We start from the raw sequence: 24827 nt of genomic DNA, 5'->3' as shown, positions 1-24827 counted from the left end.
CAAGCGCCGTCGTTTTGCGCCCGCTCGGCGAAGGAGATTAGGGGAGCGGAGCTCTCGCTACACCTGGACTGGCTCGTCTTCCACGCGGCTGAGCTGCCACCGGCCTTCGCCGAGCAGTTGCAGGCGTCGATCGTGATGCTGCTCGACCGTGCTGCGGTGGCTGACGCTGACCACGATGGTGTTCGGTAACTCGTTGCGCAGCAACTGATACAGGGTCATCTCGAGCCCCTCGTCCAGCGCCGAGGTGGCCTCGTCGAGGAATACGGCCTTGGGCTTGGTCAGCAGTACACGCGCGAAAGCGACTCGCTGCTGCTCGCCCGGGGAGAGGACTTTCGCCCAGTCTTCTTCCTCATCAAGACGGTCCACCAGGTGCGGGAGCACCACTTTGACCAACATGTCACGCAACTGCTGGTCGGGGATGTCACCCGACGAACCCGGATACGACACCACCGCGCGCAGATCGCCCAGCGGCACGTAGGGCAGCTGCGAGAGGAACATTGTCTCGTTCTCGGCATCGGGTCGGCGCAAGGTGCCCGAGGCGTACGGCCACAACTCGGCGAGGCTGCGCAGCAAGGTGGTCTTGCCGCTGCCCGAACGCCCGGTGATCACCAATGCGTCGCCGCTGTCGAGGTGTACGTCCAGCGAGTCGATCAGCTGGTCGCCGTCGGGCGTTCGCACCTCGAGGCCCTCGATGTCGACGGCGTCGTCAACGCTTGCGGTGGTGTGGATTTCGGGTAACTCACGCGCCTGCTCGTCGGCCTCGACCAGTCCGTAGAGCCGGATGATGGCGGCCCGGTAGCTGGCGAACTGGTCGTAGGCCTGGCGGAAGAACGACAGTCCCTCCTGGATGTTGCCGAAAGCGGTCGCGGTCTGAATGACGTCGCCGAATTTGATCTGGCCGGCGAACAGCCGGGGCGCCTGCAACACCCAGGGCAACGGGACAATCGCCTGGCTTGCCGAGAGGTTCCACCCGGCGAATCCGATCGTCCGGTTCACGTACCGCAGGTAGTTGTCGATGATGGGGCGGAACCGCTGAGACAGTTGCACCCGTTCGGCGCGCTCACCGCGGTAGAACCCGACCGCTTCGGCGGCGTCGCGCAACCGGACCAGCGCATAGCGGAATGCGGCGTTGGTGAGCTCATTACGGAAACTCAGCCAAATCAGCGGCCGGCCGATCCAGAACGCGATGATCGTCACTACGAACACGTAGAGGATGACGACCCAGAACATCGCCCTCGGCATGTCCACCCCGAAAACGGTCAGCGTCCCCGACAGGTTCCACAGGATGGCGGTGAACGAAATCATGGTCAGGATCTGCTGAATCCCGCCGAAAAGCAGGGTGGTGCCGGTGCCATTGGACGGCACGTTGGGTGTGGGACCCACATTGGCGGTGAATATGTCGATGTCCTGCTGGATGCGCTGGTCCGGGTTGTCGATGGTGGCATCGATGAATCGTGCGCGGTAGTAGGACCGCCCGTCCAACCAATCGCCAGTGAGCCGGTCAGTTAGCCATACCCGCCATGCCACGATGAACCGCTGGGTCAGGTAGATGTCGAGCATCACCCGCATGACGTGCAACACCGCCATGATGCTGAAGATCAAAAGTGACATCCAAAACCCATGAACCCCAGACTGTTTCACGGCGTCATTGTGGGTTGCCATGCCCTGCACGGCGGTCTGAACGGAGGAGTTCAGATCATTGGACTGATAGCTGAACAACACGGTGAGCCGCACGTTGATGATCACCGACAGCAGCAGGACGCCGAGCATGGTCCACACCGGGATGCTTTGCCGGCCGATGAAGTAGTCGCCGCTGATCCGCCAGAATTGGTGACCCCACGGGGTGACGAATCGCAGCACCACCAGCACGACGACTACGCACACCGCGGTGGTCGCCCACGCCAGCGCAATCCAGGACACCGACTCCGTTAGCGCATGACCCCAGTCGATGGACGGCTTGAAAAGCTCCACGGCCCGACTCTCTCCTCGATCAAACTTTCCCGGGCGAAGCTACAGCAGGGATGACTAGGCTCGCGTCAGGATGACTATTGACGCTCCCACAACCCTGCACGCCGGCCAGCTCGTCGCACGACGACTGAAGGCCAGCGGCATCGACACGATGTTCACCCTCTCAGGTGGTCATTTATTTTCCATTTACGACGGCTGCCGCAGCGAGGGCATCCGGCTGATCGACACCCGGCACGAGCAGACCGCAGCTTTCGCGGCCGAAGGCTGGTCGAAGGTGACGCGGCTGCCCGGCGTGGCGGCGTTGACGGCCGGTCCTGGCGTCACCAACGGGATGAGCGCGATGGCAGCCGCGCAGCAGAATGCCTCACCGCTGCTGGTGCTTGGCGGCCGGGCCCCCGCAGCGCGGTGGGGCATGGGATCGCTGCAGGAGATCGACCACGTGCCGTTCGTGGCGCCGTTGACCCGCTTCGCGGCCACCGCGCAGTCCGCCGACGCGGTGTGCGAGCTGGTCGATACCGCGCTGCGGGCCACCGTCGGCGCCCCGTCGGGGGTGGCGTTCGTCGACTTCCCGATGGACCACGTGTTTTCCCAGTCGGCGGACGATCCGCGCCCCGGCGCGCTGACCGACCTGCCCCCGGCCCCGGCGCCCGACGGCAATGCCCTCGATCGCGCCGCCAATCTGCTTGCCGGCGCGCGGCGGCCGGTGATCATGGCGGGCACCAATGTGTGGTGGGCGCACGCGGAGGCCGCGCTGCTGCAGCTGGTGGAGCAACGGCGAATACCGGTGTTGATGAACGGGATGGCCCGCGGCACCGTGCCCGCCGATCACCCGTTGGCGTTCTCACGGGCACGCTCAAAAGCCTTGAAAGAGGCTGATGTTGCAGTGGTGCTCGGAGTTCCGATGGATTTCCGGTTGGGCTTCGGCGGGGTCTTCGGACCGGACACCCAGCTGATCGTGGTCGACCGGGCAAAACCCGACCGCCAGCATCCGCGGCCGGTCACGGCCGAACTCTACGGCGATGTGTCCGCAATCCTGTCGGCGTTGCGTGAAAGCGGGCAGCCCGGCCACGACGATTGGGTCAGCGATCTGCGCGCCACCGAATCGGCCGCGCGCGACGGCGAACAAGCCGAACTGGCCGACGACCGGACACCGTTACACCCGATGCGGGTCTACGCCGAGCTGGCGCCGTTGCTGGACCGCGACGCGATCGTGGTTGTCGATGCCGGCGATTTCGGCTCGTACGCGGGCCGGGTGATCGACAGCTACGTTCCGGGCGCCTGGCTGGACAGCGGCCCGTTCGGTTGTCTCGGTTCCGGGCCCGGTTACGCTCTGGCCGCCAAACTGGCCCGGCCCGATCGCCAGGTCGTGCTGCTCCAGGGCGACGGCGCTTTCGGGTTCTCCGGGATGGAATGGGACACGCTGGTCCGCCACGGCGTCCAGGTCGTTTCGGTGATCGGCAACAACGGCATCTGGGCGTTGGAGAAGCATCCGATGGAGGCGCTCTACGGTTATTCGGTGGTGGCCGAATTGCGGCCGGGCACTCGCTACGACGACGTGGTGCGCGCGCTGGGCGGCCATGGCGAGCTGGTGTCGACGCCCGCCGAGTTGCGGCCGGCCCTCGAGCGCGCGTTCGCTAGCGGGCTACCCGCCGTCGTCAATGTGCTGACCGATCCCGCCGTCGCCTATCCCCGCCGATCCAACCTGGCGTGAGTACGGTTGTGCTGTGCCGAAGACGACTAGCGCTAAACCAGGCCGGCTAGCCAGCAGGTTCTGGCAGCTGCTGGGCGCCACCACCGAGAAGAACCAGAATCGTTCGCTCGCCGAGGTCGGCGCCTCCGCCGAGTACGACGAAAAGGCCGCCGGCCTCGACGACGACCAGTTGAAGCAAGCCGCGGGGCTGCTCGACCTCGAGGACCTCGCCGAGTCGCCGGACATCCCCCAATTTCTGGCCATCGCCCGCGAAGCCGCGGAGCGATCCACCGGGCTGCGCCCGTTCGACGTGCAACTGCTCGGCGCGTTGCGCATGCTGGCCGGCGACGTCATTGAAATGGCGACTGGCGAAGGCAAGACCCTGTCCGGGGCCATTGCGGCCGCCGGCTACGCGCTGGCCGGACGGCACGTGCACGTCGTCACCATCAACGACTACCTGGCCCGCCGCGACGCCGAGTGGATGGGTCCGCTGATCGAGGCGCTGGGTCTCACGGTCGGCTGGATCACCGCTGAATCAACGGCCGAGGAGCGTCGAGCGGCCTACAAGTGCGACGTCACCTACGCGTCGGTCAACGAGATCGGCTTCGACGTGCTGCGCGACCAGCTGGTCACCGACGTCGAGGACTTGGTGTCGCCGAATCCGGACGTGGCCCTGATAGACGAGGCCGACTCGGTGCTCGTCGACGAGGCACTGGTGCCGCTGGTGCTGGCCGGGACCACCCATCGCGAAACACCGCGGCTGGAGATCATCCGGCTGGTCGGCGAGTTGGTCAGCGGCGAGGACGCCGACAGCTACTTCGGCACCGACGCCGAGGGCCGCAACGTGCACTTGACCGAGGAGGGCGCGCGTCGAATCGAAGAGGCGCTGGGGGGTATCGACCTGTACTCCGAGGAGCACGTCGGCACGACCCTCACCGAGGTCAACGTGGCCCTGCACGCCCACGTGCTGTTGCAACGCGACGTGCACTACATCGTGCGCGACAACGCCGTGCACCTGATCAACGCATCGCGCGGCCGCATCGCCCAACTGCAGCGCTGGCCCGATGGTCTGCAGGCCGCGGTGGAGGCCAAGGAGGGCATCGAAACCACCGAGACCGGCGAGGTGCTCGACACCATCACGGTGCAGGCCCTGATCAACCGGTACGAGACGGTGTGCGGGATGACCGGCACGGCGCTGGCCGCCGGTGAACAGCTGCGCCAGTTCTACAAGCTCGGCGTGTCGCCAATTCCGCCGAATACTCCCAACATTCGCCAAGACGAAGCCGACCGGGTCTACATCACCGCGGCCGCCAAGAACGACGCGATCATCGAGCACATCATCGAGGTGCACGAAACCGGCCAACCGGTGCTGGTCGGCACCCGTGATGTCGCCGAATCCGAGGAACTCTACGAACGGCTGCTGCGTCGCGGTGTTCCCGCGGTGGTACTCAACGCGAAGAACGACGCCGAGGAGGCCCGGGTGATCGCCGAGGCCGGCAAGCTCGGTGCGGTGACGGTGTCGACCCAGATGGCCGGCCGCGGCACCGATATCCGGCTGGGCGGCTCCGACGAGGCCGACCATGACAAGGTGGCGGAGCTGGGCGGACTGCACGTGATCGGGACCGGCCGCCACAACACCGAACGACTGGACAACCAGCTGCGTGGACGTGCCGGGCGTCAGGGCGATCCCGGTTCGTCGGTGTTCTTTTCCAGCTGGGAGGACGACGTCGTCGCCGCCAACCTCGATCCCAACAAGCTGCCGATGGCCACCGACGAGGACGGCCGGATCGTCAGCGGGAAGGCGGCCGGCCTGCTGGATCATGCCCAGCGCATCGCCGAGGGCCGGATGCTCGACGTGCACGCCAACACCTGGCGCTACAACCAGTTGATCGCCCAGCAACGCGCCATCATCGTCGAGCGCCGAAACACGTTGCTTTCCACCCCGGCTGCGCGCGAGGAGCTGGCCGACCTGGCACCCGAGCGCTACGAAGAGTTGTCCAAGACGCTGTCCGAAGAGCAGCTGGAGAAGATCTGCCGGCTGATCATGCTCTATCACCTCGACCGCGGCTGGGCCGACCATTTGGCTTACCTGGCCGATATCCGCGAGAGCATTCACCTGCGGGCGCTTGGCCGGCAGAATCCGCTCGACGAATTCCACCGGATGGCGGTCGACGCGTTCGCGTCGCTGGCCGCCGACGCGATCGAGGCGGCCCAGCAGACCTTCGAAACGTCGCCGACCATCGAGGAGGAACCGGGTGTGGACCTGTCCAAGCTGGCGCGGCCGACGTCGACGTGGACGTACATGGTGCACGACAACCCGCTGGAGGACGAGTCGCTGTCCGTGCTGAGCTTGCCGGGGATCTTCAGATAGGGTCAGCCCTCATGAGGCGCGGGCCGGCGCAGGACCGGGTGCTGACGGTGCCCAACGCGCTGAGCGCAATCCGGTTGGTGCTGATCCCGGTTTTCGTGTACCTGCTGTTTGCTCATCGTGACGGCTGGGCGGTGGCGATTCTGATGTTCACCGGCGCCTCCGATTGGGCGGACGGGAAGATCGCCCGGCTGCTCAACCAGTCGTCGAAGTTCGGTGAACTGCTGGATCCGGCGGTTGACCGGCTGTACATGATCACGGTCCCGATCGCGTTCGGGCTGCGTGGCATCGTGCCGTGGTGGGTCATCGGGGTGCTGCTGGCGCGTGATGTGCTGCTGGCCGCGGAGTTGCCGGTGCTGCGAAGCCGCGGCTTCACGGCGCTGCCGGTCATCTATCTGGGAAAGGCCGCGACGTTCGCGCTGATGTCGGCATTCCCGCTGATTCTGTTGGGCCAGTGGGACGCCCGGTGGAGTCGGGTGGTGCTCGCCGTCGGTTTGGCGTTTCTGATCTGGGGCATGTACATGTACCTGTGGTCGTTCGTGCTTTACGTGGCCCAGATGGTGCTGGTGGTGCGCCGATTGCCCAGGGTGCCGGCCCGAGGTGCTCATGGCTGACCAGGCGCTCGGCGGCTATGACCCCGAGGCGGGCCGCAACATCCACGAGGCGGGACGTCCGCAGCTCCTCCCGGTGCCGTCGCTGCTGCGGGCGTTGCTCTCCGAGCACCTGGATCCCGGATACGCGGCCGCGGCCGCCGCGCGGGAGCGCAGCGGCCCACGACCATCCGTCGTCGACTGGGCGTGGAAGGCGCTGGCGGCACTGTTGGTGGCAGTCGTGTTCGGCGTCGCGGCCGCGCAGGCCCGGTTGCTGGCGCCCGGGGTAAGCGCCGCCCGGCAGGTGCTGGTAGGCAGTGTGCGCGCCGAGGAGGCGTCCACCGCCGAGCTCACCGCCCGCCGCAATCAGCTCACCAGCCAGGTCGACGACATTCAGCGACGCGCACTCGTCAATGACGCGGAAGGCCAGCGGCTGCTGGCTCGCCTCGACGCGCTCAGCCTTTCCGCCGCCAGCACTGCCGTGATCGGTCCGGGGCTGAGCGTGACGGTGACCGACCCGGGCGTCGGCCCGAATCTGTCCGACGTGTCCAAAGAACGGGTGGCCGGCAGCAAGCAGATCATCCTCGACCGCGACCTACAGCTGGTGGTGAACTCGTTGTGGGCCAGCGGCGCTGAGGCGATCGCGCTCGGTGGTGTCCGGATCGGACCGAACATGACGATCCGGCAAGCCGGCGGCGCGATCCTGGTGGACAACAATCCGGTCGCCAGCCCCTACACGATCCTGGCGATCGGGCCACCACGCGGCATGCAGGATGTCTTCGACAGCAGCCCCGGCCTGCACCGCCTGCGGCTGCTGGAAGCCTCCTACGGTGTCGAGGTCAACGTAAGCGCCCGTGACGGTCTGACATTGCCGGCTGGCGCAGTTCGAGATGTCAAGTTCGCCAAACAGATTGGGACCTAGTTGTCTGTATTTCGAGGAGACGGTTTCCGGTGATCGGTGTTGTGGCACTCCTGGTGGGCATCGTACTGGGCGTGGTGTTCCACCCCAGCGTGCCCGACGCCGTCCAACCGTATTTGCCCATCGCGGTGGTCGCTGCACTGGACGCGGTGTTCGGCGGGCTGCGCGCTTACTTGGAGCGGATCTTCGACCCGAAGGTCTTTGTGGTGTCGTTCGTGTTCAATGTCTTGGTGGCGGCGTTGATCGTCTACCTCGGAGACCAGTTAGGCGTCGGCACACAGTTGTCCACGGCGATCATTGTCGTGTTGGGCATTCGCATCTTCGGCAACGCGGCCGCCCTGCGGCGCAGGCTTTTCGGGGCGTGACGAATGTGAGATTGCGGTGACCAAGTCAGATCCCAACGGTGCACCACCGGACGGCAACACCGACGCCGACGACGCCCAGCACGGCAGGCACGAACTGCCGCCGCGTCAGGCGCGGCGCCAACTGCCGGGCATGCTGCGGCGGGGCAGCATGATGTTCGGGGTACTGGCAATCCTGCTGTGTGTGCTGCTCGGTATCGCCATCGTCACCCAGGTGCGGCAAAACGAATCGGGCGATGCCCTGGACACCGCGCGGCCCGCGGACCTGCTGGTACTACTGGATTCGCTGCGACAACGCGAAGCCACCCTCAATACCGAGGTGACTGAACTGCAGCGCACATTGGCCTCGCTGCAGGCCTCCGGCAGCGGCGATCAGGCCGCCATCGAAAACGCTCAGGCCAGACTGGCTGCGCTGTCCATCCTGATCGGAACCGTCGGCGCCACCGGCCCGGGCGTCACCGTGACCATCAGCGACCCGGGCCCCGGTGTGGCGCCCGAAGCCGTGCTCGATGTGATCAACGAACTGCGCGCCGCCGGCGCTGAGGCCCTTGAAATTCGGGATGCACGTCAGGCCGTCCGGGTCGGTGTGGACACCTGGGTGATCGGCGCGCCTGGTGCCCTGACTGTCGACAGCAAGACTCTTTCACCGCCGTATTCGGTTCTGGCCATTGGGGATCCGCCAACGCTGGCCGCAGCGATGAACATTCCCGGCGGCGCGGTCGACAGCGTCAAACGCGTCGGCGGCACCATGACGGTGCAGCAATCCGACCATGTGGAAGTCACCGCCTTGCGACAACCAAAACCGCGCCAATACGCTCAGCCCGTCAAGTGAGCAACCGAAGAATAGGAAGCCCCGTGAGCGAAATCCCGCCCGACCTGCACTACACCGCCGAACACGAGTGGGTTCGCCGCACCGGCGAGGACAGCGTGCGGGTGGGGATCACGGACTTCGCACAGTCCGCACTGGGCGACGTCGTGTTCGTCCAACTGCCCGACGTCGGTACCGAGGTGACCGCCGGCGAATCGTTCGGCGAGGTGGAATCGACCAAATCCGTGTCGGACCTGTTTGCGCCGGTCTCGGCGAAAGTCATTGCCGTCAACAGCGATCTGGAGGGCAGTCCGCAATTGGTGAACTCCGACCCGTACGGCGCAGGCTGGATGGTGGACCTCCAGCTCGACCCGGCCGCCATCGAGGAGAGCTTCTCGGCACTGCTGGACGCCGAGGCCTACCGCGGGACGCTGACCGAGTAGAGAATTGTTAGGGTGCCCGACGCGGATGTGCAGAACGTGTGGTGGTTGGCCCATTGCGGACCCGTGCGCGGTACGGTCGACACACCACGATCAAGCCGGTGGGGAATCGGCCGACCTGGCTTGACCAGACAACGCCACAGCGGCCAGTGAGGAGCAGCGGGTGACGGAAAAGGACAACGACCAGACCTCTGATGAAGTCACGGTGGAGACGACATCCGTCTTCCGGGCTGACTTCCTCAATGAACTGGACGCCCCGGCACAGGCGGCCGGTGAGAGTGCGGTTTCCGGCGTCGAAGGGCTGCCGGTCGGCTCGGCGTTGTTGGTCGTCAAACGTGGCCCCAACGCGGGGTCGCGCTTCCTGCTCGACCAGGCGACCACGTCGGCCGGTCGTCATCCCGACAGCGACATCTTCCTCGACGACGTCACCGTGAGCCGCCGGCACGCCGAGTTCCGGTTGGAAAACGATGAGTTTCATGTCGTCGACGTCGGCAGCCTCAACGGTACGTACGTCAATCGGGAGCCGGTTGACTCCGCGGTGCTGGCCAACGGCGACGAAGTCCAGATCGGAAAGTTCCGCCTGGTCTTCTTGACCGGCCCGAAGCCCGGCGACAACGACGGGGGACCGGGAAGCTAGTGACCGCGCCCGATACCCCCCCGCTGGCCGGGATGTCGATCGGAGCGGTGCTCGAGGCGCTACGGCCGGAATTCCCGGATGTGACCATCTCCAAGATTCGCTTCCTGGAGGCCGAAGGCCTGGTCACCCCGCAGCGCTCCGCATCGGGGTATCGCCGATTCACTGCTTATGACTGCGCGCGACTGCGTTTCATTCTCACCGCCCAGCGGGACCACTACCTGCCCTTGAAGGTGATCAAGGCGCAGCTGGACGCGTTGCCCGACGGGGAACTTCCGCAGTCCGGATCGCCTTATGGCGTACCGCGATTGGTGTCGGTGGTCGGCAACGGGGCCATAGGCACCGGTTCCGATCCGGCAGCGGTGGCACCCACCGCGGTGCGGCTGAGCCGCGAGGACCTGCTGGAGCGCGCCGGAGTCGAGAACGAGCTGCTGACCGCGCTGCTCAAGGCGGGAGTGATCACCACCGGGCCGGGTGGGTTTTTCGACGAGCACGCGGTGGTGATCCTGCAATGCGCCCGGGCGCTTTCCGAATACGGGGTGGAGCCACGCCACCTGCGGGCATTCCGCTCCGCGGCAGACCGCCAATCGGACCTCATCGCGCAGATCGCGGGCCCACTGGTCAAGGCCGGTAAAGCCGGGGCCCGGGACCGGGCCGACGACTTGGCCCGGGAGGTGGCCGCGCTGGCGATCACCTTGCACACGTCGTTGATCAAGTCGGCTGTGCGCGACGTTCTGCACCGTTGAAGGACTAGACTTTTCTCGACGGGTTAGTGGCCGGCAGAACCCGGGTCTGAGTGGGATACGGCAGCAGTTGCGGAGGGCAGACACAAATGGGTGAAGTTCGCGTCGTCGGCATTCGCGTCGAGCAGCCGCAGAACCAGCCAGTGCTGTTGCTGCGTGAAGCCAATGGTGATCGCTATCTGCCGATCTGGATCGGCCAGTCTGAGGCGGCGGCAATCGCCCTTGAGCAGCAAGGTGTCGAGCCGCCACGCCCTCTGACACATGACCTGATCCGTGATCTGATTGCCGCGCTTGGGCATTCGCTGAAAGAGGTGCGAATCGTCGACCTGCAGGAAGGCACCTTCTACGCCGACTTGATCTTTGACCGCAACATCACGGTGTCGGCGCGGCCGTCGGACTCGGTGGCCATCGCGCTGCGGGTCGGTGTGCCGATCTACGTGGAGGAGTCGGTGCTTGCCGAAGCGGGCCTGCTGATTCCGGACGAGACCGACGAGGAGCCGAGCAGCGCCGTACGCGAGGACGAGGTGGAGAAGTTCAAAGAATTTCTCGACAGCGTGTCCCCGGACGACTTCAAGGCGACCTGACGACCCAGACCCAAGATTACGGATGGGTCTCATCTGCGAGTTCGGCGTCGACACGCCCCGAAGATGCAGGGCCGACTCCCCGTCCGGCGGCCATACTTTGATGACGAACCGGATCAGTTCTACAAACACGACAGAGCGTCCAAAGCGTATGCTCACAGACACTCGGCCTGAGCAAACGCGATCGGCGAGAGGAAGCACTGTGGGCGATCAACCACGTCAGGATCAGTTGGACCTCGAGACCGGAACCGACCAGACCGCCAGCACCCCGAGCGAACCGGTCCAGGCCGGCCTGTTTCCCGACGATTCCGTGCCCGACGAACTGGTCGGTTACCGTGGTCCGAGCGCCTGCCAGATCGCTGGAATCACCTATCGCCAGCTGGACTACTGGGCGCGTACCTCGCTGGTGGTGCCGTCGATCCGCAGCGCGGCCGGATCTGGCAGCCAGCGGTTGTATTCGTTCAAAGACATCCTGGTTCTCAAGATCGTCAAGCGGCTCCTGGACACCGGTATCTCGCTGCACAACATCCGGGTCGCCGTCGACCACCTGCGCCAACGCGGTGTGCAGGACCTGGCCAACATCACGCTGTTCTCCGATGGCACCACGGTTTACGAGTGCACATCCGCCGAGGAGGTCGTCGACCTGCTGCAGGGCGGCCAGGGTGTGTTCGGCATCGCCGTTTCCGGAGCGATGCGGGAGCTGACCGGCGCGATCGCCGACTTCCCCGGGGAACGCGCCGACGGCGGCGAATCGATCGCTGCGCCGGAAGACGAGTTGGCGTCCCGCCGCAAGCACCGCGACCGAAAAATCGGCTAACCGCGTCGTTTCGCGAGCGTGCTGAGCTCGCGCCGGTGGCGGACGCCCCAGTAGACTGAACCCCGCATCGCCCTCGCGCGGGAGAGTTCCGTGACCGCCAGCCACGGACGCCGAAGGAGCAACACCTCTCCGTCAACCTCTCAGGCACCAGGACCGCGCCAGGCCACGATGCCTCTGGAAAGCGGTGGCTCGTCTGCTTCGAGCCGCCCGCCGATGGGGAAAGGCACCGCGTCGCGGCGCGGCGCCGAATCTCTCAGGCGCCCGGCGCGGGTAAAGACAGAGGGAGAGGAACGGCCGTCCTCTACCCATGTCAGGAGTCCCGAGTGTCCGACCACACCGAGCCACGTTTCGCCGACCGGCACATCGGCCCGGACAGCCGGGCCATCGCGACCATGCTCAAGGTCATCGGCGTCGACTCCCTCGATGACCTGGCTCGCCGAGCGGTGCCCGCCGGCATCCTCGACACGCTGAACGGCTCCGGCGCTGCCCCCGGCCTGGACCGGCTGCCGCCGCCGGCCACTGAGGCCGAGGCGTTGGCCGAGCTGCGGGAGATGGCGAACGCCAACGTCATTGCGGTGTCGATGATCGGCCAGGGCTACTACGACACGCTCACCCCGCCGGTGCTGCTACGCAACATTCTGGAGAATCCGGCCTGGTACACCGCCTACACGCCGTATCAGCCCGAGATCAGCCAGGGCCGGCTCGAAGCGCTGCTGAACTTCCAGACGATGATCGCCGACCTGACCGGCCTGGAGGTGGCCAACGCCTCGTTGCTCGACGAGGGCACGGCGGCGGCCGAGGCGATGACACTGATGCACCGCGCCGTGCGCGGGAAATCGAATCGGCTTGCCGTCGACACCGATCTGTTCGTCCAGTCGGCGGCGGTGCTGGCCACCCGCGCCGAGCCGCTGGGCATCGAGATCGTCACCGCCGACCTGCGCGACGGGCTGCCCGATGGCGAGTTCTTCGGCGTCATCACCCAATTGCCCGGCGCCAGCGGCCGGATCACCGACTGGACCGAACTGGTGGCCCAGGCGCACGAGCGCGGCGCGCTGGTGGCCGTCGGCGCCGACCTGTTGGCGCTGACGCTGATCACCCCGCCGGGTGAAATCGGCGCCGACGTCGCATTCGGCACCACCCAACGCTTCGGTGTGCCAATGGGTTTCGGTGGTCCGCACGCCGGTTATCTGGCGGTGCACGCCAAGCATGCCCGGCAGCTGCCGGGTCGGCTGGTCGGGGTTTCGGTGGATGCGGACGGGTCGCCGGCGTACCGGCTGGCGCTGCAGACCCGTGAGCAACACATCCGCCGGGACAAGGCCACCAGCAACATCTGCACCGCGCAGGTCCTGCTGGCGGTGATGGCCGCGATGTATGCCAGCTACCACGGCGCAGACGGCCTGACCCGCATCGCCCGGCGGGTGCACGCGCACGCCGAAAAGATCGCCGCCGCACTGGGTGACGCGCTGGTGCACGACACGTTCTTCGACACCGTGCTGGCACGGGTGCCCGGCCGCGCCGACGAGGTGATCGCCGCGGCCAAAGCGAAAAACATCAACCTGTGGCGCGTCGACGACGACCACGTGTCGGTGTCCTGCGACGAGGCCACCACCGACGAGCACGTCGCCGCGGTCCTCGACGCGTTCGGGGTGCACGCTGCCGAGCCCGCGTTCGCCGGCATCGCCACTCGCACGTCGGAGTTTTTGACCCATCCGGCGTTCACCAGGTACCGCACCGAGACATCGATGATGCGCTATCTGCGGACACTGGCCGACAAGGATCTTGCCTTGGACCGCAGCATGATTCCGCTCGGCTCGTGCACCATGAAACTCAACGCCGCTGCCGAAATGGAGCCGATCACCTGGCCGGAGTTCGCCCGGCTGCATCCGTTCGCCCCGGCCTCCGACACTTCCGGAATACGCCGGCTGATCACACAATTGGAGCAGTGGCTGGTGCAGATCACCGGCTATGACGTCGCCTCCTTGCAACCCAATGCGGGCTCTCAGGGCGAGTATGCGGGGCTATTGGCGATTCACGCCTACCACGCCAGCCGCGGGGAACCGCAGCGCGACATCTGCCTGATCCCCTCCAGCGCGCACGGCACCAACGCCGCGTCCGCCGCGCTGGCAGGGCTGCGAGTGGCCGTGGTGGCCTGCCGCGAAAACGGCGACGTCGACCTGGACGACCTGCGCGCCAAAGTCGCCGAGCACGCCGATCGCCTTTCGACGCTGATGATCACGTATCCCTCGACGCATGGGGTGTACGAGCACGACATCGCCGAGATCTGCGCGGCCGTGCACGACGCCGGCGGTCAGGTGTACGTCGACGGCGCCAACCTCAATGCGCTGGTCGGGTTGGCCCGGCCCGGCAAGTTCGGCGGCGACGTCAGCCACCTGAACCTGCACAAGACGTTCTGCATCCCGCACGGCGGCGGCGGACCCGGTGTCGGCCCGGTGGTGGCGCGCTCGCACCTGGCGCCGTTTTTGCCCGGGCATCCGCTCGCGCCCGAATTGCCGCCGGCGCGGCCGGTGTCCTCGGCGCCCTACGGGTCGGCGTCCATCCTGCCCATCACCTGGGCCTACATCCGGATGATGGGCGCGGCCGGGCTGCGGGCGGCCTCACTGACCGCGATCGCCTCGGCCAACTACATCGCCCGCCGGCTCGACGAGTATTACCCGGTGCTCTACACCGGCGAGAACGGCATGGTGGCCCACGAATGCATCCTGGATCTGCGGCCACTGACCAAGGACACCGGGGTCACCGTCGACGATGTCGCGAAACGTTTGGGAGACTACGGATTTCATGCACCGACCATGAGCTTCCCGGTGGCCGGCACGCTGATGGTGGAACCCACCGAAAGCGAAAGCCTGGCCGAGCTGGACGCGTTCTGCGAGGCGATGATCGCCATTCGCGGCGAGATCGACCGCGTCGAGGCAGGGGAGTGGCCGGTCGAGGACAACCCGCTGCGCGGCGCCCCGCACACCGCGGAGTGCCTGGTGGTCGACAAGTGGGAGCATCCCTACACCCGCGAACAGGCCGCCTATCCGCTGGGCCGCGACTTCCGGCCCAAGGTGTGGCCGCCGGTGCGCCGCATCGACGGCGCCTACGGCGACCGCAACCTGGTGTGTTCGTGCCCGCCGGTCGAGGCGTTCGCCTGACTACATGCCCAGCGCGTCGAGGATCTGTTGCGGGATGAAGTCCACCAGCAAGGTGGTCATGCCGCCGAACGGATCGATGCCGATATTCGCCAGATCACCCAGACCCAGATCGCCGAGCAGGTCACCCAGGCTCAGGTTGGACAGATCACCCAAGTTGCTCAGGTCCAGCGGCAGGTTGGACAGATCCAGCAGGTCCAACAAGTCGCCGAGGTTCAGGTTGTTCAACAAGTCACCCACCGGCAGGTTGAGGACATCGAGTGAGCCCAGCAAGTCGGCGAGGCTCAGGTCACCGGTCACCGGAATCGGCAGACCCAACTGACCCAACACATCCGTCAGCAAACTGCTGATCGTCAGATCGCCGGTCAACGGGATGGGCACGCCCAGTGCGGTCAACAAGCCCTCGATGGTCAGATCACCCGTTGACGGAATCGGAATCCCCAACTGTCCCAGCACCGAGGTGATCAGGTCACTCAAATCCAAGTCACCGGTCGACGGGAGGTTGATCCCCAGCGCAGTCAACAAATCGGTGATGCTACCGAGGTCGCCGCTGGTCGTGCTGCCAAGACCGAGAAAGTCCAGCAGGTCAGTCAGATCCAGGGCGCCGCCATTGCCCAGCGTGAGCGTGTTCACCAGCTGAGCCAGGCTTACACCGTTCAAAAGGTCGAACAGTGTGGGAAAGAGAAGAAGCACGGGCGCTAGTAAGCCCCCGATTCCCGGGACGGTTTGCAGCAAATCGCCCAACCCTAGGCCGCCCAGCCCCAGACTATCCAGCAAACCGCCGAGGCCGACGTTGCCGACATTGAGACCGCCGAACAGCCCACTGATCACGTCGGTGAGGCTGAGGTCGCTCACGTTGATGTTCAGACCCAAGGCATCCAACAGGGCCGTCAGAGTCACGTCGCCCAGGTTGGTGTTCAGACCTAAGTCATCCAACAGGGCCGTCAGACCGAAGCTGCCCAGGTTCGCGTTGAGGCCCAACCCATCCAACAGGTCCGTCAAACTCAGCTGACCCAGCGTTTCGTCCAGACCCAAGTCGGTCAGCAGGTTCGTCAGGCTGAAGCTGCCCAGCCCCAAGTCACCAAGGCCGAGGACGCTCAGCAAGCCGCCCAGCGTCGGGTCGCCCAGTAGGTCACCAAGACCCTCGTCGCTCAGCCCCAACGCGCTGAACAAGCCGCCCAGGTCCAGCTCGCCCAGCCCGAGTTGATCCAGCAAGCTGGACAGGTCCAGGTCGGTGAGCAGCGTGTTGCCCAACCCCAGGGCATCCACCAGGTTGAGCAGGTTAAGGTCGACGCCCCCGGTCTGCAGAGGGGCGAGGATTCCGTTGAACGCGGGCAGCGTGATGGTGCCGCCCAGCAGGCTGAGCTCGTCCTGGCCGTTGAGGTAGGCGTTCAGGATGGTGGCAATGCCTTCGAACAGGCTCGCCGGGTTGGTCATCGCCTGGCCGACGACCTCGTTGATCGCGGTAGTGGTGGTCACCCACGTGCCGAGCTGTGCGAGCCCGAGCGAGAGTCCCGGCGGCAAATCCACCGAAATTTGCGCCGGCAGCGAGCCGAGGTCCGTGGTGACATCGGGAGTGACGTCCGTCAGGGCGCTGATCACGCCGAGCGGGTTGGTGAACAGCGCAGCAATGACACCTGTGATGGCCGGGAGGTCCGCGTTGTCGATGATGTTCTGCACGTTGGTGTTCGTGTTGGCGAACAGATCCGACCACGCGTCGACCAGTTGGACCGGCCGCGACTGCACTTCGGGCGGTGGTATCGCTATCGGCGCGGCGGTGATGAGGCTGGCGCCTACCAGAACGACACCAGCTGTGGCGTAGGGACGCAATGCTTGTTGCATGACCATCATCTCCTCGGACCGATGGCGAACTGTGATGCACCTCACAGGTATCTGGACCATATAGCAGAATGAATTAGGCGTGAGTAAAACCGCTCAGTAATAATTAAGGATTTACTCAGGCCACACCTGGCAGTTACTTACCCGATAATTAGTTTTGCGGCGCGGTGCCGATGGCGACCGGGCGCTCAGCTCAGGAAGGTGGTCACCGCACTGGTCAGTTCGGGGGAGGCCGACGTCGCCAAGTTCTGGTAGCTCCCGCCGGAAAGCCGGGCGACAGCTTCCCAGGTGGAACGGTCCGAGTCGGCGCCGAAGTCAATGATGTTGACCGCAATGGGTTTTCCGGGGTCGAAGGCCCCGCGAATGTAGTCCTGCAGCCCCGGACCGTCGAGAGTGCGATCGGTGTGCGGTCCAGCGGTGATCACGAGCACCGAATTCGCTTGCCCCTCATGGAAATTGGCCTTGGCCGCGTCGTAGACCATCCGCAGCGTGGTGAACGACACCGCCCCGCCCTGGGACGCGTACTGCTTGTCCAGCGCCTGGGTGAGCGCCGTCGACCGCGGCTGGCCGTCCACCTGATCGGCCAGCGGCCCGGCCGAGACTTCGCTCCGGCCCTCTTTGCCGTCGAAGGTCCACAACCCGACCACCGCGCTGGGCGGCAGCGCCTCAATGCGGTTCTCCAGTGCGGCCACCACATTGGCCAGCCGGGAATTGCCGCCTTCGTCGGTGGTCATCGACTGCTCGAGCATGATCGTCGCGGCCGGCCCGCTTGACGACACGGCCAGCGTGCTGGCCAGCGTGGCCCGCATCGTGTCGTCACCCACCGACAGTGTCGGGGGCAGCTCCGCAAAGCTGGTGACGTCGCTGCTCGGCGGCTTGGCGCCCTGAGCGCGGAATCCGGCCTTGGCCAGCTCCGCGAGCTGGTCGGGCTTGCGCATGTACCGGGCAAACGCACTGGCGGCGGTGAGCTGGTCCTGCGACAACCAAGAACCGCTCAGCAGCACCGTCGGGTAGTCGGCCACCGCGGCCGGGCCCGGCGGAATCCAGGAGCTGAGCCTGCTGGGCGCGTCGGGGATCGACTCCCCGCGCGCAAAGAGCTGCTGTTCGGTGGTCACCACGGCATGCACCGGCGCGCGCGCCGGATCACCGGGTTGAAGCAGCGCGTCCATTGCCGCATCCAGCGAATTGTCGGCCAGCTTGGGTTGGCTGTCGATCAGTGTGCGCACCGCGCCCGCCCCACCGGTGGCCGGCGCGCCGCGCGGAACGGATCCCGCCGCCACCGCCTCGGCGGCCAGAAACGGGGCGTCGCCGTTACCGCTGATCGGCAGGGCCAGCCGCAACGACCCCCAACCGGGCAGCTTCAATCCGCTCAACGAATCCGGCTTGCTCTGCAGCGCGGGCAGCGTGGACCATTTCTGGTCGCCGAGTGCGCGCTGAAGCTCCGGCCGCAGCGCCAGCAGCACCGGCGACGTCACCAACGACCGGCTGTCGCTGATCGTCTTTTGCCCCGCCGAGGCCGACAGCCGCGCCGCCGACACCGAGCTGGCCGGGACCCAGAGTGCCGGTCGCGGACCCAGATCCGCCGGCCAGTCTCCGATGAAACCCTCGACGACGGCGTCCGAGCCGGCCGGCTTGACGCTGACCTCCACACAGTGCTCACCGACCGGCGTCGCCGAGGCGTTGTACTGCTCGGCGAATTTCTCCACGTGCCCGGCAATCGACGGATCGGCGACGACGGCCACCGTCTCCTTGTTTCCGACACAGCGCGCCGCAGCGGTGTGCGAGCGGTGTGACAGCGCGTCGCCGAAGAACCGCCAGACGATCACGGTGGCGACCACGACCACCACCGCGACCAGCGCGGCGATCACCCCGATGCTGACCCCACGCCGCCCGCCTTCACTGCGGTGCCGGCGAACCCATTCGGTGCCGCGGTGGCCGCCGCGAGCCGGCGGCGGAGATGGCGACGGCTGGGCCGGCCGGGCGAAAACGGGATAGTCGTCGGCGCCAAAGTCCTCGCCGTAATCCTCGGCTAAATCCTCGCCATAGTCCTCACCATAGTCTTGGCCATAGTCTTGGCCATAGTCGTGGCCATAGTCGTAGTCGGCGTGACCGGGGTCATCCGGCAAACCGCCCGAAACCTGGTCGGGCGTCGGCTCGCTGTAGCGCTGGTGCCTGCCCCCCTGATCGCCGGGCGGCCAACCGGTGTCGTAGGCGTCGGTGCCGAAGAAGTCGTCGGACGTCCCGTCCGCCGGCTCGTCGGGATCCGGAATGCTGTGTCTACCCATACCGGTACGCGCGTGCAGTGGTCATGCGAGCAGGTCAGGTTCGGGCGCGAGCCTTAAACTCGCGGCGGCGCCGATGCAGAATCGGCTCGGTGTAGCCGTTGGGCTGCTGGGTGCCGGACAGGATCAACTCCTCGGCGGCGAGGAAGGCGATGCTGTCGTCGAAGTTGGGCGCCATCGGCAGATACGCCGGATCGCCCGCATTCTGCTCGTCCACCAGCGGAGCCATCCGCTCCAGGCTGGCCCGCACGTCCTCGCGGGTGATCACCCCGTGGTGGAGCCAGTTGGCGAGCAGCTGACTGGAAATCCGCAGCGTGGCGCGGTCTTCCATCAACGCGATGTTGTGGATGTCGGGCACCTTCGATGACCCGACACCCTGGTCGATCCAGCGCACCACGTACCCCAGGATCGACTGACAGTTGTTGTCGACTTCTTCCCGGATCTCTTCGGGAGCCCAGGCCAATTCCTTGGCCAGCGGGATCGTCAGCAGTTGGTCAATCGTGGTGCGTCGCTTGCCGGCCAGCTCGTTTTGCACCGCGACCACGTCGACGTAGTGGTAGTGCATCGCGTGCAAGGTGGCCGCGGTCGGCGAGGGCACCCACGCCGTGCTGGCGCCCGCCTTGGGTTGCGCGATCTTCTGTTCGACCATGTCGGCCATCAGCTCGGTCATGGTCCACATGCCCTTGCCGATCTGAGCCCGCGAGGCAAACCCGGTCGCCAGACCGGTGTCGACGTTGTTGTCCTCGTAGGCCAGGATCCACGGCTGGGTCTTCATGGCGCCCTTGCGCACCATCGGCCCGGCCTCCATGGAGGTATGGATCTCGTCGCCAGTGCGATCCAAGAAGCCGGTGTTGATGAACACGATTCGGTCGGCGGCGGCTTTGATGCACGCCTTGAGGTTGACCGTGGTGCGCCGTTCTTCGTCCATCACGCCGACCTTGAGCGTCTTTTGCGGCAACCCGAGCACGTCTTCGACCCGGCTGAACAGCTCGGTGGTGAACGCCACCTCGTCCGGGCCGTGCATCTTGGGTTTGACGATGTAAATCGAGCCGCTGCGGCTGTTCACCAGCGGACCGTTGGCCTCGCTGGACTTCAGCCCGTGAATGGCGCACAGGCCGGTGAACAGCGCATCCTGGATGCCCTCGAACACCTCGTTGCCGTCAGCGTCGGTGATCGCATCGTTGGTCATCAGGTGGCCGACGTTGCGAACGAACAGCAGGGCGCGCCCTGGCAGGGTGAATTCACTGCCGTCGGGCGCGGTGTAGGTGCGGTCGGAGTTGAGCACCCGGGTGAAGGTGCGGCCGTCCTTGTCCACCTCGGCGGCCAGGTCGCCCTTGTTCAGGCCGAGCCAGTTGCGGTAGGCGCGGACCTTGTCGTCGGCGTCGACGGCGGCCACCGCGTCCTCGAAGTCGATGATCGTGGTGACGGCCGCCTCCAGGATGACGTCTTTGACCCCGGCCTTGTCGGTCTTGCCGACCGGCGACTCCGGATCGATCAGGATCTCGATGTGCAGCCCGTTGTTGACCAGCAGCACCGACCATTTCGGGGAGCCGGGCTCGCCGGTGTAGCCGGCGAACCGGCCGGGGTCGGCCAGGCCACGAACCTCGTCGTCACCTTCCAGGTCGACTAGCAACCGGCCGTCGTCGATCTTGAACCCGGTGACATCGGCCCAGGAGCCCGACGACAGCGGCACCGCCTCGTCGAGGAACCTGCGGGCGTAGGCGATCACCTTGTCGCCGCGCACCCTGTTGTAGCCGGTGCCCTGCTCGGCGCCATCGGTCTCCGGAATGACGTCGGTGCCATACAGCGCGTCGTACAGCGAGCCCCACCGGGCATTGGCGGCGTTGAGCGCAAAGCGTGCGTTGGTCACCGGGACCACCAGCTGGGGGCCCGCGGTAGTGGTGATCTCCGGATCGACGCCCGAGGTGGTGATCGTGAAGTCCTCGGGTTCTGGCAGCAGATAACCGATTTCGGTGAGGAATTGGCGATAGGCCTCCGGGTCGACCGGTTCGATGACGCGGTGGCGGTGCCATTTGTCGATCTGGGCCTGGAGTTCGTCGCGGCGCGCGAGCAGGTCCCGGTTCTGCGGCGTCAGGTCGGTGACCACCTTGTCGACGCCGGCCCAGAAGCTGTCGGGGTCGATGTCGGTGCCGGGCAGAGCCTCGGCGTTGATGAAGTCGTACAGCACCCTGGCGACGCGCAGGTTTCCAACCGGCACGCGATCTGTCATCATTCGCTCCCTATCGGCCTCAATGGAATCGTGCTCAGCCTACCGGCCAGTAGCCTGACTATTTGCATCCGGCAGCCCGCAACAGCAGGTCACACCGCTCGATCAGCGCCCCGCGCAGCGGAGCGGCGCGCTCCGCGATCGCACGCTGGCAACGCACATACTCGGCGCGGCCGGCGGCGTGCTCGACGGCGATCGGTGTGTACCCGTAGCTGCGTAGGTCATACGGGCTGGCCCGCATGTCGACCTCCCGCGCGGCCGCGGCCAGTTCCAGGCAGTCCAACAGCAGCTCGGAGTCGATCAGCGGGATCAGCTTATAGGACCACTTGTACAAATCCATGTTGGCATGCAGGCAACCGGGCTGCTCCCAAAGGTGTTGGGTGCCGCGACTGGGCGCACCGGCGTTGCGTGGCATCGCGTCGGGCGTGAAAAACCGGAACGCGTCGAAATGACTGCACTGCAACGGCGCCGACTCCACCACGGCGTCGATGCGTGATCGACTCAGGCGCAGCGGAACGCGCTCGTGACGCACGGCCTCGCTGCGGTACACCATGGCCCACTCGTGCATCCCGAAGCAGTTCAGCTTGGCCTGCCGGTCGGCCGTGGACCGCAGGAGCCGTGCCACGAACCGAACGGTGTCCAAGCGGCTGCGCAGGTACGCATCGCTGACACTGATGCAATTGCCCTGGACGGCATAGCCACGCCGGCCGCGGTAACGACGGATCACCTCGTCGCCGGTCAGCGCCACCCCGTACCCGGGATGCCAGCACCGCAGCTGGCGCGGACGCAGCGTGTAGTAGTCGAACAGGAAATCCCAGATCGGATGGGGTTGGCCGAAGCGATGCCCACTCAGAAACGCTTCGACACGGTCCCGATACGCGTCAGCGCGGACACTCCACTGCGCGGGCGCCAGCACCTCAGCCATGACGTGTCCGGTCGCGCACCGTGCCGATGAGATCTTCGACGAAATCCTCCAGCGCCACCATCCCGACCACGCCGCCGTCCGCACCGGTAACCAGCGCCAGGTGACTGTTGCTGCGGCGCATCCGCGACAACGCCTCGGCCAACGGCATGGACTCAGGAACCTCCGGCAGCGGGCGCACCGTGGCCCGGTCGATCACTGCCTGCGGATCGTGATCTTCGGAAACGCCGAGCGACAACACGTCCTTGATGTGCAGGTACCCGATGAAACTGCCGTCGACGTCGGTCACCGGGAATCGCGAATAGCCGGTCTCGCTGAGCGCCTGCTCGACCGCCTCGACGCTGGGGCCCCCGCCGGCGACCGCCACCGGCACCGTCCGGATCTGCGCGACTGGTTTGGCGACGTCGGCAACCACCCGATTGCGAATCTGCAGCGCCCGAGTGAGCCGGGTGTGTTCCTCGGGATCCAGCAGCCCTTCCGACACCGATTCGGCGATCATCTCGCTCAGCTCGACGGTAGACACCGTGACGTCGAGCTCGTCGCGCACCGGCACCCGCAGCGCTCGCAGGATCGTTTCGGCACACCAGTTGTAGAACGCGATGAACGGGCGGGCCGCCCGCACGTAAATCAGGTAGGGCGGGATCAACAGCATCGCCGCTCTTTCCGGGCCAGCGATCGCGATGTTCTTCGGAACCATTTCGCCAAGCAGCAGATGCAATGTCACCACGATCGCCAGCGCGACGAAGAAGGACGCCGTGTGCAGCAGGGCATGAGGAAGTCCGGCCAGGTCGAATGCCGCCTTCAGCAGGTCGGCCACGGCGGGCTCGCCGATCCGCCCGAGCAGAATCGACGACACCGTGATGCCGAGCTGGGCGCCGGCGAACATCAGCGGCAGTTGCTCACCGGCCCGGATCACCGTGAAAGCGCTGGCCTTACCCTGCTCGGCCAACGCTTCGAGTCGGTCGCGGCGCACCGATATCAGCGAGAATTCCGCGCCCACGAAGAAGCCGTTGGCGCCGATCAACAGGATGGTCGCCAAGATCCGCAGCATGTCACCCATCAGCGGCCTGACCGTGAATCTTCACCGAGATCGGTCAGCTCGAGCAGGTCGATGCGCCGACCGTCCATGCGTAACACGCGAGCCCGCCAGCGGTTGGATGTCTCCGCCATCTCATCGGGCTGGAAGGCGGACAACTCGACGACGTCGCCGGCCACCGGGATGTGGCCGAGCTCTTTGAGTACCAGCCCGCCGATCGTTTCGTAGTCGCCTTCGGGCGCGCGATAGCCGGTGGCAGCGGCCACCTCGTCGATGCGCAGCAGGCCCGACACCCGCCATCCGTTGCCGGCCGCCACCACGTGCGGGGTGGCGTCGTCGTGTTCGTCGCGCACATCGCCGACGATCTCCTCGATGAGGTCCTCCACCGTGACGATGCCTGCCGTACCGCCGTATTCGTCGACAACCAACGCGGTTTGCAGGCCATTGGCGCGGATCTGAGCCATCACCGCATCGCCGTCGAGGGTGGAGGGCACCATCGCGACCGGCTGTGCGACCGCGGTCAGCGGAGTGCTCGCCCGCTTGGCCGGCGGCACTTTGAAGATCTGCTTGACGTGCACGATGCCGACGGTCTGGTCGAGGTCGCCGTCGACGATCGGGAACCGGGAAAAACCGCTTTCGGTGGCGGTCGCCACCAGATCGGCGATGGTGTCGTCTTTTTGCAGGGCAACGATTTTCGACCGCGGCGTCATCAGCTCTTCAGCCGTGAGCGTGCCGAACTGCAGCGAGCGATGCACCAGCGTCGCGGTGGCGGGATCCAGTGCGCCGCTGCGGGCGGAGGTGCGCACCAGCGACACCAGTTCGGCCGGGGAGCGCGCCGAGCGCAGCTCTTGGGCCGGTTCGATGCCCAGCCGGCGCAAAATCCAGTTTGCCGTGCCGTTGGTCAGCCGGATGGCCAACGCGAACAGCGTCGAAAAGGACAGCTGCACAATCGCAACCACCCGCGCCGTGGCCACGGGCCGTGCGATCGCGACGTACTTGGGCACCAGCTCGCCGAACACTATGGACAACGACGTCACCGCCGCCAATGCCACAGACGCAACGATGCCGTCGGCGATTCGGTCGGGCACACCGAGCGCGTCCAGTGCCGGGTGCGGCAGGTCGGCCACGAGCGGTTCGGTGAGATATCCGCTCACCAACGTGGTGATCGAGATCCCCAGTTGGGCACCGGATAACTGAAACGACAGCGTGTGGTGGGCGCGCTGCACATAGCGGTCCCGGCGGCTTCCGCCGCGGGCGTTGGCCTCCACGGTGCTGCGCTCGAGGGTGGTCAGCGCGAATTCAGCGGCGACGAACAACGCGGTGCCCGCCGTGAGCGCCACGATCGCCAGCAGGCTGATCGCGGTGACGACGAAGTGGTTCATCGGCTTTGCCGTCTAGGCGGCACCCGAACCCTTTCCGTTGATGTGACTGCGCGATTGAACTGACATG

At 66.1% G+C, this 24827-nt stretch carries 19 protein-coding genes and 2 riboswitches; of the genes, 12 read left to right on the top strand and 7 right to left on the bottom strand.

Annotation, left to right across the window (positions count from 1 at the left end):
• Window positions 1-57 precede the first annotated feature (57 nt).
• Entirely contained in the window at window positions 58-1971 is a 1914-nt protein-coding gene (locus MSP7336_RS17380; RefSeq protein WP_069397602.1) for an ABC transporter ATP-binding protein/permease, read from the bottom strand.
• A 70-nt stretch (window positions 1972-2041) separates the two neighbouring features.
• On the opposite strand from MSP7336_RS17380, the gene MSP7336_RS17375 reads away from it, so the two are divergent.
• The 12 genes from MSP7336_RS17375 to gcvP all read left to right on the top strand — a co-directional run bounded on the left by MSP7336_RS17375 (window position 2042) and on the right by gcvP (window position 15075).
• Entirely contained in the window at window positions 2042-3679 is a 1638-nt protein-coding gene (locus MSP7336_RS17375) for an acetolactate synthase (RefSeq protein WP_069397601.1), read from the top strand.
• Window positions 3680-3692: 13 nt separating this feature from the next.
• Window positions 3693-6029, top strand: a complete 2337-nt coding sequence (gene secA2, locus MSP7336_RS17370; RefSeq protein WP_069397600.1) for an accessory Sec system translocase SecA2 — start codon at window positions 3693-3695, stop codon at window positions 6027-6029.
• A gap of 11 nt (window positions 6030-6040) precedes the next feature.
• Window positions 6041-6640: a CDP-alcohol phosphatidyltransferase family protein gene (locus tag MSP7336_RS17365; RefSeq protein WP_069397599.1), complete on the top strand. Its 600-nt coding sequence runs from the start codon at window positions 6041-6043 to the stop codon at window positions 6638-6640.
• A complete protein-coding gene (locus tag MSP7336_RS17360) occupies window positions 6627-7538 on the top strand; it encodes a DUF881 domain-containing protein (RefSeq protein WP_113964213.1) in 912 nt (303 codons plus the stop codon). The genes MSP7336_RS17365 and MSP7336_RS17360 overlap by 14 nt, the downstream gene beginning before the upstream one ends.
• Window positions 7539-7567: 29 nt before the next feature.
• Window positions 7568-7900, top strand: a complete 333-nt coding sequence (locus MSP7336_RS17355; protein WP_069397597.1) for a small basic family protein — start codon at window positions 7568-7570, stop codon at window positions 7898-7900.
• A gap of 16 nt (window positions 7901-7916) precedes the next feature.
• The gene (locus tag MSP7336_RS17350; RefSeq protein ID WP_069397596.1) at window positions 7917-8729 is read left to right on the top strand and encodes a DUF881 domain-containing protein; all 813 of its coding nucleotides are present in this window, start codon (window positions 7917-7919) and stop codon (window positions 8727-8729) included.
• A gap of 23 nt (window positions 8730-8752) precedes the next feature.
• Entirely contained in the window at window positions 8753-9148 is a 396-nt protein-coding gene (gene gcvH / locus MSP7336_RS17345; protein ID WP_069397595.1) for a glycine cleavage system protein GcvH, read from the top strand.
• Between the two features lie 160 nt (window positions 9149-9308).
• Window positions 9309-9782, top strand: coding sequence for a glycogen accumulation regulator GarA (gene garA, locus MSP7336_RS17340; protein WP_069397594.1), 474 nt, complete (start codon window positions 9309-9311; stop codon window positions 9780-9782).
• Window positions 9782-10525 (top strand): transcriptional regulator FtsR, encoded by a 744-nt coding sequence (gene ftsR / locus MSP7336_RS17335; protein WP_069397593.1) that lies wholly within the window; start codon window positions 9782-9784, stop codon window positions 10523-10525. Before garA ends, ftsR begins: the two co-directional genes overlap by 1 nt.
• An 86-nt stretch (window positions 10526-10611) precedes the next feature.
• Entirely contained in the window at window positions 10612-11106 is a 495-nt protein-coding gene (locus MSP7336_RS17330) for a bifunctional nuclease family protein (protein WP_069397592.1), read from the top strand.
• 199 nt (window positions 11107-11305) lie between these two features.
• On the top strand, window positions 11306-11920 hold the full coding sequence (locus tag MSP7336_RS17325) for a MerR family transcriptional regulator (protein ID WP_069397591.1): 615 nt from the start codon (window positions 11306-11308) through the stop codon (window positions 11918-11920).
• A 68-nt stretch (window positions 11921-11988) separates the two neighbouring features.
• A riboswitch (glycine riboswitch) is annotated at window positions 11989-12086 on the top strand.
• 2 nt (window positions 12087-12088) lie between these two features.
• A riboswitch (glycine riboswitch) is annotated at window positions 12089-12210 on the top strand.
• A gap of 33 nt (window positions 12211-12243) precedes the next feature.
• Entirely contained in the window at window positions 12244-15075 is a 2832-nt protein-coding gene (gene gcvP, locus MSP7336_RS17320) for an aminomethyl-transferring glycine dehydrogenase (RefSeq protein ID WP_113964211.1), read from the top strand.
• On the opposite strand, the gene MSP7336_RS17315 is transcribed toward gcvP, so the two are convergent.
• The 6 genes from MSP7336_RS17315 to MSP7336_RS17290 form a co-directional block, all read right to left on the bottom strand.
• On the bottom strand, window positions 15076-16914 hold the full coding sequence (locus MSP7336_RS17315; protein ID WP_142706806.1) for an autotransporter outer membrane beta-barrel domain-containing protein: 1839 nt from the start codon (window positions 16912-16914) through the stop codon (window positions 15076-15078). It abuts the gene before it with no gap.
• A 185-nt stretch (window positions 16915-17099) separates the two neighbouring features.
• The gene (locus tag MSP7336_RS17310; protein ID WP_113964209.1) at window positions 17100-19196 is read right to left on the bottom strand and encodes a substrate-binding domain-containing protein; all 2097 of its coding nucleotides are present in this window, start codon (window positions 19194-19196) and stop codon (window positions 17100-17102) included.
• A 34-nt stretch (window positions 19197-19230) separates the two neighbouring features.
• The gene (locus tag MSP7336_RS17305; protein WP_113965014.1) at window positions 19231-21423 is read right to left on the bottom strand and encodes a malate synthase G; all 2193 of its coding nucleotides are present in this window, start codon (window positions 21421-21423) and stop codon (window positions 19231-19233) included.
• Window positions 21424-21481: 58 nt separating this feature from the next.
• A complete protein-coding gene (locus MSP7336_RS17300) occupies window positions 21482-22345 on the bottom strand; it encodes a 3-methyladenine DNA glycosylase (protein ID WP_113964208.1) in 864 nt (287 codons plus the stop codon).
• Window positions 22338-23402, bottom strand: a complete 1065-nt coding sequence (locus MSP7336_RS17295; RefSeq protein ID WP_069397586.1) for a hemolysin family protein — start codon at window positions 23400-23402, stop codon at window positions 22338-22340. The genes MSP7336_RS17300 and MSP7336_RS17295 overlap by 8 nt, the downstream gene beginning before the upstream one ends.
• Window positions 23402-24760 (bottom strand): hemolysin family protein, encoded by a 1359-nt coding sequence (locus MSP7336_RS17290; RefSeq protein ID WP_069397585.1) that lies wholly within the window; start codon window positions 24758-24760, stop codon window positions 23402-23404. Before MSP7336_RS17290 ends, MSP7336_RS17295 begins: the two co-directional genes overlap by 1 nt.
• Between the last annotated feature and the right edge of the window lie 67 nt (window positions 24761-24827).

It is taken from the genome of Mycobacterium shimoidei (assembly GCF_900417275.1).
Lineage (GTDB): Bacteria > Actinomycetota > Actinomycetes > Mycobacteriales > Mycobacteriaceae > Mycobacterium > Mycobacterium shimoidei.
Note: the sequence above shows the minus strand (reverse complement) of the source record. Positions and strands in the feature narration are given on the sequence as shown.

Coding starts and splice junctions, on each gene's coding strand:
- MSP7336_RS17375 (WP_069397601.1), top strand. CDS start 2,042: ATGACTATTGACGCTCCCACAACCCTGCACGCCGGCCAGCTCGTCGCA.
- MSP7336_RS17365 (WP_069397599.1), top strand. CDS start 6,041: ATGAGGCGCGGGCCGGCGCAGGACCGGGTGCTGACGGTGCCCAACGCG.
- MSP7336_RS17330 (WP_069397592.1), top strand. CDS start 10,612: ATGGGTGAAGTTCGCGTCGTCGGCATTCGCGTCGAGCAGCCGCAGAAC.
- MSP7336_RS17315 (WP_142706806.1), bottom strand. CDS start 16,914: ATGCAACAAGCATTGCGTCCCTACGCCACAGCTGGTGTCGTTCTGGTA.
- MSP7336_RS17310 (WP_113964209.1), bottom strand. CDS start 19,196: ATGGGTAGACACAGCATTCCGGATCCCGACGAGCCGGCGGACGGGACG.
- MSP7336_RS17305 (WP_113965014.1), bottom strand. CDS start 21,423: ATGACAGATCGCGTGCCGGTTGGAAACCTGCGCGTCGCCAGGGTGCTG.
- MSP7336_RS17300 (WP_113964208.1), bottom strand. CDS start 22,345: ATGGCTGAGGTGCTGGCGCCCGCGCAGTGGAGTGTCCGCGCTGACGCG.
- MSP7336_RS17295 (WP_069397586.1), bottom strand. CDS start 23,402: ATGGGTGACATGCTGCGGATCTTGGCGACCATCCTGTTGATCGGCGCC.
- MSP7336_RS17290 (WP_069397585.1), bottom strand. CDS start 24,760: ATGAACCACTTCGTCGTCACCGCGATCAGCCTGCTGGCGATCGTGGCG.